The sequence below is a fragment of the Glycomyces arizonensis DSM 44726 genome (assembly GCF_000482705.1).
In the GTDB taxonomy this organism is placed as follows: Bacteria; Actinomycetota; Actinomycetes; order Mycobacteriales; family Micromonosporaceae; genus Glycomyces; species Glycomyces arizonensis.
The window spans coordinates 17,205-29,932 of the sequence record NZ_AXWO01000001.1 but is presented as its reverse complement, the minus strand read 5'-3'; the positions used below and the strand labels follow the sequence as shown (position 1 = coordinate 29,932).

7 protein-coding genes are annotated in these 12,728 nt (G+C 69.2%); 6 read left to right on the top strand and 1 reads right to left on the bottom strand.

Features of this window, described 5'->3' with window-relative positions:
- Positions 1-180 precede the first annotated feature (180 nt).
- The 4 genes from drmD to H613_RS0100080 all read left to right on the top strand — a co-directional run bounded on the left by drmD (position 181) and on the right by H613_RS0100080 (position 8,669).
- On the top strand, positions 181-3,312 hold the full coding sequence (drmD, locus tag H613_RS0100095; protein ID WP_026922181.1) for a DISARM system SNF2-like helicase DrmD: 3,132 nt from the start codon (positions 181-183) through the stop codon (positions 3,310-3,312).
- A complete protein-coding gene (locus tag H613_RS23450) occupies positions 3,309-7,511 on the top strand; it encodes an Eco57I restriction-modification methylase domain-containing protein (protein WP_051392744.1) in 4,203 nt (1,400 codons plus the stop codon). Before drmD ends, H613_RS23450 begins: the two co-directional genes overlap by 4 nt.
- 151 nt (positions 7,512-7,662) lie before the next feature.
- A complete protein-coding gene (locus H613_RS0100085; RefSeq protein ID WP_026922180.1) occupies positions 7,663-8,484 on the top strand; it encodes a Scr1 family TA system antitoxin-like transcriptional regulator in 822 nt (273 codons plus the stop codon).
- Positions 8,481-8,669, top strand: coding sequence for a DUF397 domain-containing protein (locus H613_RS0100080; RefSeq protein WP_026922179.1), 189 nt, complete (start codon positions 8,481-8,483; stop codon positions 8,667-8,669). Before H613_RS0100085 ends, H613_RS0100080 begins: the two co-directional genes overlap by 4 nt.
- A 551-nt stretch (positions 8,670-9,220) precedes the next feature.
- On the opposite strand, the gene H613_RS30535 is transcribed toward H613_RS0100080, so the two are convergent.
- Positions 9,221-10,516: a helix-turn-helix domain-containing protein gene (locus H613_RS30535; RefSeq protein WP_169731929.1), complete on the bottom strand. Its 1,296-nt coding sequence runs from the start codon at positions 10,514-10,516 to the stop codon at positions 9,221-9,223.
- Between the two features lie 154 nt (positions 10,517-10,670).
- Between H613_RS30535 and H613_RS28740 the strand changes: the two genes are divergently transcribed.
- Together H613_RS28740 and H613_RS23440 are read left to right on the top strand one after the other, a co-directional pair.
- Positions 10,671-11,444 carry an N-acetyltransferase gene (locus tag H613_RS28740; RefSeq protein ID WP_051392743.1) on the top strand — a complete coding sequence of 258 codons (774 nt, stop codon included), beginning with the start codon at positions 10,671-10,673 and terminating at the stop codon, positions 11,442-11,444.
- Positions 11,441-12,718, top strand: coding sequence for an acyl-CoA dehydrogenase family protein (locus H613_RS23440; protein ID WP_051392742.1), 1,278 nt, complete (start codon positions 11,441-11,443; stop codon positions 12,716-12,718). The genes H613_RS28740 and H613_RS23440 overlap by 4 nt, the downstream gene beginning before the upstream one ends.
- Positions 12,719-12,728 lie beyond the last annotated feature (10 nt).

Genomic DNA, 12,728 nt, shown 5'->3' with positions numbered 1-12,728 from the left:
ACCGCACAGCGGCCGTCAAACCCCCGCCCCCCGCCCCGCCATCAGGCCCCGCCACCGCACAGCCCCGCCACCCCACCCCACCGCCCCCACTGAGCACGTTGGAATCACCGAAGGGTTGGTAACCTCGTGAGACGGCGCCCGCCCGCAGCGCCCGCGTCCCCCGAGCTGGAGAGTCGACCCATGGCCACCACCGCGCAAGTCAACGAGCCGCCCGCCGTCGGCGACCGGGTCGAGGTCCGCGACTCGCGCTGGATCGTCGCCGACGTCGACGCCTCCGGCACCGACACGATCGTGGAACTGGGCAGCCTCGCCGACGACGCCTTCGGCGAGACCCTCCGCCTCGTCTGGGAACTCGAACCCGGCCGCCGCCTCCTGCCCGCCTCCGGCCTCCCCGAGGTCCGCGGCGACGGCTTCGACAGGCCCGGCCAGCTCGCCGCCTTCCTCGACGCCATGCGCTGGTCCGCCCTCACCAGCGCCGACACCCGCTCCCTCCAGGCCCCCTTCCGCTCCGGCGCCGACATCAAGCTCTACCAGCTCGAACCCGTCTGGCGCTCCCTGTCCGCCCCGCGCGTCAACCAGCTCCTCGCCGACGACGTCGGCCTCGGCAAGACCGTCGAGGCCGGGCTCGTCGCCAGCGAGCTCATGCTCCGCCACCGCGCGGGGCGCGTCATGATCGTCTGCCCCGCCGGGCTCACCACCAAATGGCGCGACGAGATGTTCGACCTCTTCGGCCTCCGTTTCACCATCGTCAACGCCCAGACCTACACCGACCTGCGCCGCGAGCGGGGCAACGGCGCCAACCCCTTCGAGGTCCACCGCCACACCATCGTCTCCCTCCCGTGGCTCCGCGGCCCCAAGGCCGAGCGCCTCCTCTTCGGCGAGCTCCTGCGCGGCACGGACTTCAACGGCACGGGCGAGGAGGCCCGCCCCTTCTTCGACCTGCTCATCCTCGACGAGGCCCACCACATCGCCCCCGCCGCCCCGAAGCAGCGCTACGCCGTGGACTCCCAGCAGACCAAGACCATGCGCGCCCTCGCCCGCCACTTCACGCACCGCCTGTTCCTCTCGGCCACCCCGCACAACGGCTACCCCGAGTCCTTCACCGCCCTGCTGGAGATCCTCGACCCCGCCCGCTTCGCCCGCGGCGTCCCGCCCTCGCCCGCCGCCCAGAACGACGTGGTCATCCGCCGCCTCAAGTCCTCCATCACCGGCCCCGACGGGCGCCCCGAGTTCCCCTCCCGCATCGTCCGCGACCTGCCCCTGGACTACACCGCCGACGAACTCGCCGTCCACGAGCGCTTCAGCGAGTTCACCGAGGCCCGCCGCGCCCGCCGCGCGAAGGGCAGGCGCGGACGCGCCGCCGCCGACCTCGTCACCCTCCTGCTCAAGAAGCGCCTCCTGTCCAGCCCCCAGGCCTTCGCCAACACCTACGCCGCCTACGCCGGGGCCCTGCCGCCCGCGCCCGCCGCCCCCAGCGACGCCGTCCCCGACTTCTACGACGACTTCCTCGACGAGACCGCCGTCCTCGACGACGAGGAGCTCTACGAGTACGAAGAGGACGGCCTGCGGCGCTCGGCCGGCTACGAGGAGCGCCTCGACCCCGCCGAGCACGCCCTCCTCGCCCGGATCAACGCCTGGGCCGCCGAGCACCGCGCCGCCCCCGACACCAAGGCCGCCGCCCTCCTCGACTTCCTCACCGCCACCTGCAAACCGGACGGCGAGTGGTCGGAAGAGCGGGTGGTGGTCTTCACCGAGTACCGCGACACCCTCCACTGGCTCCACGAACTCCTCGCCTCGCAGGGCTTCGGCGGCGACCGCGTCGCCCTCCTCCACGGCGGCATGGACGTCGACGAGCGCGAGCAGACCCGCCTCGCCTTCCAGGCCCACCCCGGCGAGCACCCGCTCCGCGTCCTCCTCGCCACCGACGCCGCCGGGGAGGGCATCGACCTCCAGAACCACTGCCACCGCCTGGTCAACTACGACATCCCGTTCAACCCCAACAAGCTCGAGCAGCGCGCCGGACGCATCGACCGCTACGGCCAGCGCCACCGCCCCGAGGTCTACAACTTCACCCCCGCCGAGACCGGCGCCTCCTCCGCCTTCAAGGGCGAGATCGAGTTCCTCGCCCGCGTGGCCGTCAAGGTCAGCCAGATGCAGACCGACCTCGGCTCGGTCAACCCCGTCCTCGCCGACGCCCTCCAGAAGCGCCTCGCCGGGGACGCCACCGTGGCCGACGTCGACGCCCTCGCCCAGCGCGCCGCCGCCCGCGGCCGGGGGACCGGCGAGGTGAAGGCCGCATCGAACGTCTCCGAGCAGGTCGAGCGCCTCGGCGAGACCTACGAGAACAGCGTGGCCGAGCTCCACCTCTACCCCGAGCGCATCCGCCGCGTCGTGGACACCGCCCTCGACCTGGCCCACCAGATGCCCCTCAAGCCCCTCGCCGCCAAGCCCGGCGAGTTCGCGGTCCCCGTCATGACCGGCGAATGGGTCCGCGCCACCGACGGCCTCCTCACCCCCTTCGTCCCCGGAGGCGAAGAGCCCCACCAGCGGCCGGTCACCTTCGATCCCGAAGCGGCCCAGGGCCGCGACGACGTCGTCCTGGCCCACCTCTCCCACCCGCTGGTCGACATGTCCGCGCGGCTCCTGCGGGCCGCCGCCGACTCCGACCGCGTCGACCTCCACCGCGTCACCGCCGTCCTCGGCCCCGACGACCTCGAAGACCTCTTCGTCGCCGCCTACGCCAAGTACACCCTCACCGGCGAGGGCTCCACGCAGCTGCACCAGGAGATCATGGCCGTCGGCGGCTGGCTCGACTCGGGCACCGGCCGCTTCCGCCGCCTGGAGAACCTCACCCGCACCGCCGAGATCCTCGACGCCGCCCTCGATCGCGGCAAGGAGGCCGGGCCGGGCGCCCGCCTCCGCCTCGCCGAGCACTGGACCGAGGCCGACCGGGGTCTGCGGGCCGCCCTGGAGTGGCGCACCGCCGCCCGCGGCGAATCACTCGGCCGCCTCCTGGAGCGCCGCGTCACCGAGGAGCGGGACCGCATCCGAGCCGACTACGAGCAGTTCCGCGCCTCTCTCGAAGCGGCCGTCCAGGGCCGCAAGGCGGGCGACGACGAACTGGCCGGGCTCGCCGAGCTCGAACTCCAGCAGGCCCGCCGCGACGAGGCCCACTGGAACGAGCGCCTCGCGCAGCTCGACGCCGAGCGCGACCGCGAACTGGCCGCCGTCGCCGCCCGCTACGCCGACCCGCGAGGCCACCGCACCCCGCTCGCGATCGTCTGCGTCGTACCGGAAAGGGAGAACCGATGAGCCGCCCCGAACAGATCCGGTTCAAGCACCACCGCACCGGCTCGGACCGCACCCGCGGCCACCAGGACTGGATCGAGCTCATCGACACCGACGGACCCTGGCTGTCCCTGCCGGTCCTCACCGCCGCCTGGCCCGACCTCGACGCCGTCCCGGTCGAGCGGCGCAAGGCCCTGCGGTCCGCCCACGGCGAATGGGCCGAGCACCCGGACGACGAGCAGCGCTCGCGGGCCTGGATCGAGACCCTGCTGGCCGACTTCCTCGGCTGGACGGTTGTCGATCATCTTCGGTTCCCCAAAGACGATGAGGAAACGGTCGACGGTGTGGGCCCGGTCCACATCGGCCAGCACGACGCGACCGTCGCGCCGAGCTTCGTCCTCCACAACGGCGACGAGGCGCGCGTGGTCGGCCTCATCGTCCCGCCCGGCAACCACCCCGCCAAGCGCATGCGCGACGAGACGTGGACGGCCAGCCCCATCGACCGGGTCGTGCGGCTCTGCGCGGACAACAAGCTCGAACTCGGCATCGCCACCGACGGCCGATACCTCGCCCTCGTCTACACGCCCGCCGCGGCCTCCGGCGGCAGCGCCGCGAGCGCCTACGGCGTCTTCGACACGATGACCATCACCGACGCCTCCGACCTGGTCGTCCTGCGCGCCCTGTTCAGCCTCCTGAACCGCCGCCGCTTCACCGACTACGAGCCCGAGCGGCAACTGCCGCAGCTCTTCCGCGACTCGGCCGAGAAGGAAGAGGAACTCACCGAGACCCTCGGCGTCCAGGTGCGCCGGGCCGTCGAGCTGCTCGTGGAGGCCATCGGCCGCGCCCACATCGCCAAGAAGGCCCGCGACGGGCTCGGCATCACCACCGAGGCCGCAGACGGCACCCGCAGGCTCGTCGAAGCCGACGAGGTCTACCGAGGCGCGGTCACGGTCATGATGCGCCTGGTGTTCCTGCTCTTCGCCGAAGAGAAGCGGCTCCTGCCGACCGACAACCCGCTCTACGCCGAGTCCTACTCGGTGGCCGAAGCCGCGAAGCGGCTGCAGCGGCTCGCCGACGAGGGCAGCGAGGCGCACCTGGAGCAGCGCCACCGGTCCTGGCTGCGGCTCCTCGCACTGTTCAACGCCGTGCACAGGGGAGTGGACACCGCCGAGCTGTCCATCCCGGCCTACGGCGGCTCGCTGTTCGACCCGAGCGCGTACCCGTGGATGACCGACGCCGAGCAGCCGCTCGCCATCGACGACCGCACCATCCACAACGTGCTCAAGTCCGTGACCACGGTCTGGATGAGCGCCGGACGGCAGCGGACCCCGCGCTCGCTCAACGGCCTCCAACTCGCCGACCCCAAGCGCAGGCCCAAGGGCGAATACCGGACGCTCAACTTCGACCGGCTCGATGTTGAGCAGATCGGCTACGTCTACGAGGGCCTGCTCGCCTGGGAGGGGCGCTGGTCGAGCGAGGCCGACGGGGTCGTGGTGGGGCTCATCGGCACCGAGAGCAAGGAGGCCGAGGTCCCGCTGCGGGAGCTGGAGGCGATGCGCGAGCGCGCCGGTGGGGACGTGGCGGCGCTGGCCGCTGCGGTGCACGAGCGGTTCGAGAAGGACCAGAAGAGCGGTATCGGCACGGCGAACGCGATCGCCAAGCTGCTCGGCCCGATGGACGCCGAACAGCGCGAGAGGGCCGAGCGGGACTTGCTGTCGGTGACGCGGAACGACCCGCAGTTGGTCGAGCGGCTCATGCCGTTCTACGGGATCATCCGGGCCGATCTGCGCGGACAGGCCACTGTGGTGCTGCCCGACATGCTGTATATGACCGAGTCGCAGCTGCGGGGGAACACGGGTGCGCACTACACGCCGAGGAAGCTCGCCGATGAAGTGGTGAAGGGTGCGCTTGAGCCGCTGGTGTACGAGCCGGGGCCGTTGCAGACGGCGGATGAGGACGCTTGGCGGCTCAAGGGGAGTGAGGCGATCCTGGGGTTGAAGGTCGCCGATATTGCGATGGGTTCGGCGGCGTTCCTGGTGGCGGCGTGCAGGTTCTTGGGTGACCGGTTGCTGGAGGCGTGGAAGGCCGAGGGCGATCCGAGGGGAGCGGTCGCCGAGGCCGATCAGTTGGACGGGAGCCGAGAGGACCCGAACCTGATCGAGGCCCGCAGACTGATTATCGAGCACTGTTTGTATGGGGCCGACATCAACCCGGCAGCGGTCGAGATGGCGAAGCTGTCGTTGTGGCTGGTGTCCATGGATAAGGAGCGGCCGTTTACGTTCCTGGATGACCGGTTGGTGTGTGGGGACAGTCTGCTCGGGATCACCAGTGTTGAACAGCTGGAGTACATGCACTTGGACCCCGCCGAAGGTCGGAAGCTGCACGAGGGAACGATCCTCGACTACACGGCTCATGTGCGGGAGCTGGTGGCCGAGGCCGCCGAGACGCGGAAGGCGATCGGCGAAATCGGCGACAAGAGCGCGACCGACCAGGAGATGAAGCGGGAGCTGCTGGAGCGGGCGAGGGAACTGACCGACGAGGCGGGTCGGTACGCAGACTTGCTCGTGGGCGCTGGGCTCGCAGGAAACCCGAATGCTTGGTTGGTGGCCGCGGATCTCGGTAATGACCAGAGCGAGGAAGGCCGAGCGAAGCTCGATAGGCAGGTGGCTCAATGGCTCAGGACTGATCAGCCTGCGGGAGCGTTCGAGCGAGCCCCGATCCACTGGCGGCTGGTCTTCCCAGAGGTCTTCGAGTTGGGAGGCTTCGACGCGATCGTGGGTAACCCCCCGTTCCTTGGGGGCCAAAGGCTTACAGGAAGCCTTGGCACGGCCTACAGGGAATATCTGGTCGGGTTCATTGGGCGTCGAGCACGTGGAAGCGCCGATCTGGTTGCATACTTCTTGCTCCGCGCGCATGATCTGCTCGCTGCCGAAGGGCAGGCGGGGTTGGTTGCTACCAACACTCTTGCCCAAGGTGATACCCGCGAGGTCGGTTTGGACCAGATTGTCTCTGCGGGCGTGACGATCCGATCGGCTGTTAAGAGCGAACGCTGGCCTTCGAAGAGTGCTGCTCTGGAATACTGCGCAGTGTGGACCTCGAGAGCGCTAGTGTCTGAACAGGCATATCGTTGCCTTGATGGACAGTCGGTCCGTGGAGTGATTCCGTCATTGGATCCCATGTCTCGAGTTCAAGGCAACGCTGAACGCTTGTTTGCGAATCAAGGTATGGCTTTCCAAGGCTCAAATATCCTGGGTCTTGGGTTCACCATGGAACCGGAAAGGGCCACTGACCTGATCGCGAAAAACTCGAGAAACAAGGATGTGTTGTTCCCGTATTTGAATGGGCAGGATCTTAATCAACGATCCGATGCATCAGCAAGCCGATGGGTCATCAATTTCCATGATTGGGATCTAGAGCGGGCGCGAACTTATCCAGAGTGTTTCGATCAAGTAGTGCGGCTGGTAAAGCCTGAGCGAGAAACCAACGCAAACAGGCAACGGCGTGAAATATGGTGGAGATTCACGCGTCCGGCCACTGATCTATATGAGGCGATCTCGGAGTTGGATCGGGTGATTGTGATTACCTTGGTGAGCAAGGTGGTCATGCCTGTCATGGTTCCAACTGGGCAGGTGTTCTCCCACATGCTTGGGGTCTTTGCATCGGATGATGCCGCTTTGTTGTCTTACCTGTCAAGTGCTCCTCATTATTGGTGGGCGATCCAGCGGGCATCGACGATGAAGGGCGACCTTCGGTACACTCCAACCGATGTGTTCGAGACGCTCCCGCGGCCCGAGATCTCTGAGGAACTCCGCAGGCTCGGTGATCGGCTGGACTCAGAGCGGCGGGAGTTGATGCTGGCCCGGGAGGCTGGGCTCACCGATACCTACAACATGGTCCATGATCAAGCCAACTCTGATGCAGACATTGCGAACCTGCGGGAGATCCACCGGCTGATCGACGATGAGGTGTGCCGGTGCTACGGCTGGGACGATTTGATCCCCGAGCTCTCTCACGACCACTACGACACGCGCCAGGGCACCCGCTACACGATCGCACCCGGTCCGCGCCAAGAGATCCTGGATCGGCTGCTCGAAGAGAACCAGCGCCGCTACGCCATCGAGGTCGAGCAAGGGCTTCACGCCAAGAAGAAGACTGCCAAGAAGGCAACCCGCAAGGCTGCCAAGCCAAAGCCAGCGACGCCGGGCCAGGACTCGCTGTTCTAAACCGATAGATACTCGCCTTCCCCGGCATCACCCATCAAGTGTCAGATGGCCGACAGAAAATGGGTTACGTAGGCGTGTTACGTCCGTTGGCTGGCCGAAACACCGATCAGAGAGTTGAATTTGGTGTAGTTGTGCTGTCACCATTCGTGTCATGAGTACAGAGGCTTTCCTCACCAACATCCAAGTCGCTCGACTCCTCGTTCAGTACCGCAAGCGGGCCAAGTACACCCACAAGCGAGCCGCTGATGAGCTCGGCATGAGCACCTCGAAGATCCGGGACCTGGAACATGCCCGCGCCCGTCGTGTGAACTGGGTTGACATGCTCGGCTTTGCCCGCATCTACGGGCTCAATCCGGAAGAGCAAGCCAACCTCGTGCGGTTGGCAGAGTCATCGGAGAGCCCAGACTTCTTCCACTCCTTCAAGATTCCTTCGGCGTTCTTCACCTTCCTTCAGATGGAGCTGACCGCCTCCAAGATCATGATCTGCGAGTCCGAGCTCATCACCGGTCTGTTTCAGACTGAGGCGTACATGGACGCCATCACCGACGACAACGCACCCGATCGGAAGGGTCCGGCCGGAGCAGCCGGATTCCGACTCGACCGACAGACCAGTTTCATGGAGCGGGACTGGCTGCCCGAGGTCATCTACCTGACCTCCGAGGCAGCGCTGCGGCGTGATATGGGCGGGCATGAGGTGATGGTGGAGCAGGTGGAACACCTCAAGAAGCTCGACCGAGACTTCTCGCTGTTCAACTTCCTGGTGGTGCCCAACAGCACGGGAGCGTTCCACTGCGCTGGCAGCTCCTTCCGGATCTTCGAGTTCGAGGGCGGTGAGTTCCCCAAGACGGTCTACCTAGAATCGTTTGAAGGGGCTCGTTACTGCGAGGTGGCCGAGACGGTCGCCTCGTTCCAGAACGCCTTCGACGAGTCCGTCAAGAAGGCCATACCGATGAAGGATTTCCAACTGTTATGAGCACGACGAAGTGGCGCAAGTCCAGCCGTTCCGGCAACGGTCAGGCAGGCAGTGACTGCGTTGAAACCCGTGCCGCCGGGGCCGGGTTCGAGGTTCGCGACTCCAAGCTGTCCGAGGATTCCCCGATCTTCGGGCTCACCCAGGGTGACTTCGTCGCCCTGCTGGAGAACGCGAAGCGCCGCTAACCGGCGTCGAACCTTCCCGGCCCGACACCTACCGGTGCTGACACACCCGGCCAGGTGCCACCAGGCCAGGCATTCAACCAGGTACTCAACCGAGCATGCCGCCGAGCATGTAACCAGGCGTGCAACCCGGCATTCGGCCAGACAACCGGCCGAGTGGTTAGCCGGGCAATCGGTCGGTCAGCCGGTCCGGCAGCGGATCCGTCAGCCAGTCCGGCAGTCGGACCGGCAGTCAGCCCGGCGGCCGATGGCAGGAGCCGAACGCGCCAACCACAAGCGCCGATCACAAGCGCCAACCACAACGGAGGAACCAACCCAAGCCGTCGAGGCCCGCGCTCGCGGGCCTCGGCCGTTCCATCCGAGCTTCGCCCGAGTTCCATCCAAGCCCTATCCGAGCTTCGCCTGAGTTCCATCCGGCCCATCTTGGCCCTTCTCGGCCCCCTCGGCTCCAGCCCAGCTCGTCCGGACTCCATCCCGACCTCGCCGCTTCGCCGCCTTGCCACCTCGCTACCTTGCCGCCTCGCCACCGTGTCACCCGGCCGCGCGAGCGCCGGTCAGATCCCGAGCTGCCCGCCCAGCCTGTGCAGCAGCGGAGAGTTCCCGCCGGTACGCGTATGCAGCAAGTCCTCCACCAGCTTGCGAGCCCACGGCCGGTGCAGAAGGTACTGCGGCGTCGTCTGGTCGAGTTCGGCCACAGCCTCCACCGCCAGGTCGAACCGACCCCGACCGAAGGCGGCGACGCCGACGTCCTGCCAGTACCGTCCGCGTTCGTTCGCGTCCGGGATGGCCTCCACATCGATCGCCGCGGCGCGGTGCAGCGCCGCGCCGTAGTCACCCAGCGCGCGGTCGCACGAGAGATTGAAGACGTCGAGACCGGCTTGTGTCAGTTGCGGTGTGTCGCCGTGCGGGTCGAGCGTCTCCCCGGCCGCCGCGAGTAGTTCCGTGGCCGTGCCGCGGTCGTCGTTCCCCGCGGCGGTATAGGCCGCCGACGCGAGAATCCTGGTGTACGTCCCCGCCTCGTTCGGCTTCCTCAGCGAGGTCTCGGTGCGGAGGCGTTCGGCGGCGTCGACCATCACCTGTTCGGCGATCGGGCTGCCCGTCCGCCGCAGCACGATCGCCTGGAGCCGGGCGGCCTCGGTCGCCGCCACCGGGTCACCGGCGAGTTCGGCGTAGCGAGCGGCCCGATCGGCCGCCACCGAGGCGGTCGCCTCGCGCGAGCAGCGTATCTGCTGATGCGAGGCCACCGACAGCGCGCGAGAGAACAGGGATGCCGCGTGCTCCCGGCTCGTCCCCGTCAGCGAGTCCCATGTGGCTCTCGCGACGCCGAGCAGGGCGGGCAGGCGCCGGTCGAGCTCGGCGAGCTGGGCCGAGTCCAGCGCGTGCTCGGCGGCGATCACGCGCCGCGTCAGCAGCGTGAGGCTCACCGGCTCCGCATCGGCGGATCCGAACAGGGACTGCTCGATACTGCGGTCAGCGGACACACCACCGGCCGCAGCGGCCGAGAAAGCGGTCAGGCCTGCGGTCAAGAACGTGCGGCGTCGCATGCGCTCATCATCCCGCATGGAGGCTCGTTGTGTAACCTGCGCCACGGGATAATCCCTGAATTTGGAATCGGCGAGCCCCACCAGATATGAGGGCACGTTCAACGCCGCCGACACTCGTGCGAGGTCGCCGACCGTCCAGTTGCGTTTGCCCTGCTCCCAGCGCGAGACCGTCGCGGCCGAGAAACCGCATCGGGCCCCCGCGCCGACCTGATCGAGCCCGAGCGAACATCGCGCCGCTTTCAGGACACGACCGATCTCGGCGTCGCCGATCTGCGACTGCCGGTGCCAGTGTGGAGGTTTGGACATGGGGGCTCGCCTCCGCCGTCCAGTGTGCACACCATTTGCAACCCGTGCAATCGGGTTGCCGACACCGAACAGTCCATTGAAGATCAACATGGTGCGGGGTGAACTCGATGCAGGCGGGCAGCGGAGGCCCGCCACGATCCCGAAGGAACCTCCAATGCCACAGCAACCGCCACCTGGATGGGCCGCCGCCGCGGCCGAAGGACTCGTCACGGTCGCCCCCGACGCCCACGTCCACCCCACCGCGCAGCTCGTCCCCGCCGACCGCACCGGCCGCGGGCGCCGCATCGTCGTCGGCCGCGGCTGCCGCGTCGGCGCCTTCGCCGTCCTCCACGGCGGCACCGAACTCGGCGCCGGAGCCGAGATCGGCCACGGCTGCGTCGTCGGCGAACCCGAGACCGGCTACGCCCTGCGCGCCCACCACCCCGGAACGGGCGCCGTCACCCGCATCGCCGCCGGTGCCGTCCTGCGTGCCGGGGCGATCGCCTACGCCGGAGTCGAAGTCGGCCCGCGCACCACGATCGGCCACCACACCCTGCTGCGCACCGGCGTCGCCGTCGGCGAGGACAGCCAGATCGGCCACCACCTCACCGTCGAGCGCGGCGTCCGCATCGGCTCGGGCGTGCGCTGCTCGCCCGGCTCGCACCTGACCGCCGAGATGCGCATCGGCGACGGCGCGTTCATCGGCGCGGGCGTGCGCACGATCAACGACAAGCGCCTGATCTGGCGCGACCCGGCCCGCGAAGTGCCGCTCGCCCCGCCCCGCGTCGAGACCGGAGCGAAGGTCGGCACCGGCGCGGTGCTCCTCGCCGGAACCGTCATCGGCGCCGGTGCCCTCGTCGGGGCCGGATCGGTGGTCACGCGCGACATCGCGCCCGGGACCGTCGCCTACGGCAGCCCCGCCCGCGTCCAGGACGGAGGCCGGCCGTGAACACCCCGCTCGACTGGCTGGAGGCGCTGCGCCCCGGCCCGCACCTCAGCGGCCGTTCCTGGGCCGCCCTGGAGGCGCTCGACGCCGACCTCGCCGCGCTCGCCCGCACCGACCCCGGCACGGCCGACCCGGCCGCCCGCTCGGCCTGGCTGCTGCGGGTCCGAGGCGAACTCGCCCGCCACCGCCCGCCCGAAGGCGCCGCGAGCGGCCCGTGGCAGGCGGCGGCCCAGTTCCTCGCCGGATACCGCGACCTCGACCTGAGGGAGGCCACCGGCGCCGGGCACGGGCAGGTGATCCTCGACCACGCCCCGCCCGACCTCGCCGAGTACTGGCGCGAGCGCCTGGCCGCCGGAGGACTGGTCGGCATCGCCGCCACCGAGGCCCACGGCGGCTCCCGCATCCGCGAGATCACCACCGCCGCCGTCCCCGACGCGGACGGCCGCTGGCGGATCAGCGGCGCCAAGCGGTGGGTCTCCCGCCTGACCGAAGCCGAGGCGTTCGTCGTGTTCGCGCGCGACCCGGACGGCGACGTCGCGGCCGTCGTCGTCGACGCCGACTCCCGGGGCCTCACAAGGCGAGTGATCGAACCGGCCGGACTCGGCGGCTGGAGCTGGGGCCTGCTCGACCTCGACCGCGTGGCCCTCGACCCGCGGACACACCTGCTCGGGCGGGCCGGACAGGGCGGGCCGAAGCACGGCACGGCGATCTTCCGATCCCACTTCGCGCGGTTCCGGCCGCTGGTCACCGCGTGCGCGCTCGGCGCCGCCGCCGGAGTCTGCGACCGGGTCCGGTCCACGCTGGCCGAGCGGCGCGCCACCGGCGGCGTGCCGCGCATCCGCGACAACGCCCTGATCGCCCTCGGGCAGTCCTGGGCCGAGATCAACGCCGCGGCCCTGCTGGCCTTCCACGCGGTGCGGGCGGACTCGGCCGCGCGAGCCGGCCGTGCCACCTGCTCCGACTGTGCCACCTGGTCCGACCGTGCCACCTGGTCCGACCGTGCCATCTGGTCCAACCGTGCCGCATGGTCCGATCTGGCCGCGCGGGCGGGCAAGGCCCACGGCGTCGACGCCGCGGTCCGGGCGGTGAACCGGCTGGCGCCCCTGATCGGCGCCGTCGGCTTCCAACGCGCGCACCCGATCGCGAAGGCGCGGGCCGACCTCGCGGCGCTCCAGTACGCCGACGGCATCCACGACGGCCTCTACCGGTCCGCCGGGAGGGAACTGCTCGCCGGGCGCGTCGGCGAGCCGGTCCGCGACGGGGGACCGGCGCGCTGAGTCGGGGCAC

Excerpts from the sequence above, each read along its gene's own strand:
- drmD (WP_026922181.1), top strand. The coding sequence starts at position 181 with ATGGCCACCACCGCGCAAGTCAACGAGCCGCCCGCCGTCGGCGACCGG.
- H613_RS23450 (WP_051392744.1), top strand. The coding sequence starts at position 3,309 with ATGAGCCGCCCCGAACAGATCCGGTTCAAGCACCACCGCACCGGCTCG.
- H613_RS0100085 (WP_026922180.1), top strand. The coding sequence starts at position 7,663 with ATGAGTACAGAGGCTTTCCTCACCAACATCCAAGTCGCTCGACTCCTC.
- H613_RS0100080 (WP_026922179.1), top strand. The coding sequence starts at position 8,481 with ATGAGCACGACGAAGTGGCGCAAGTCCAGCCGTTCCGGCAACGGTCAG.
- H613_RS30535 (WP_169731929.1), bottom strand. The coding sequence starts at position 10,516 with ATGTCCAAACCTCCACACTGGCACCGGCAGTCGCAGATCGGCGACGCC.
- H613_RS28740 (WP_051392743.1), top strand. The coding sequence starts at position 10,671 with ATGCCACAGCAACCGCCACCTGGATGGGCCGCCGCCGCGGCCGAAGGA.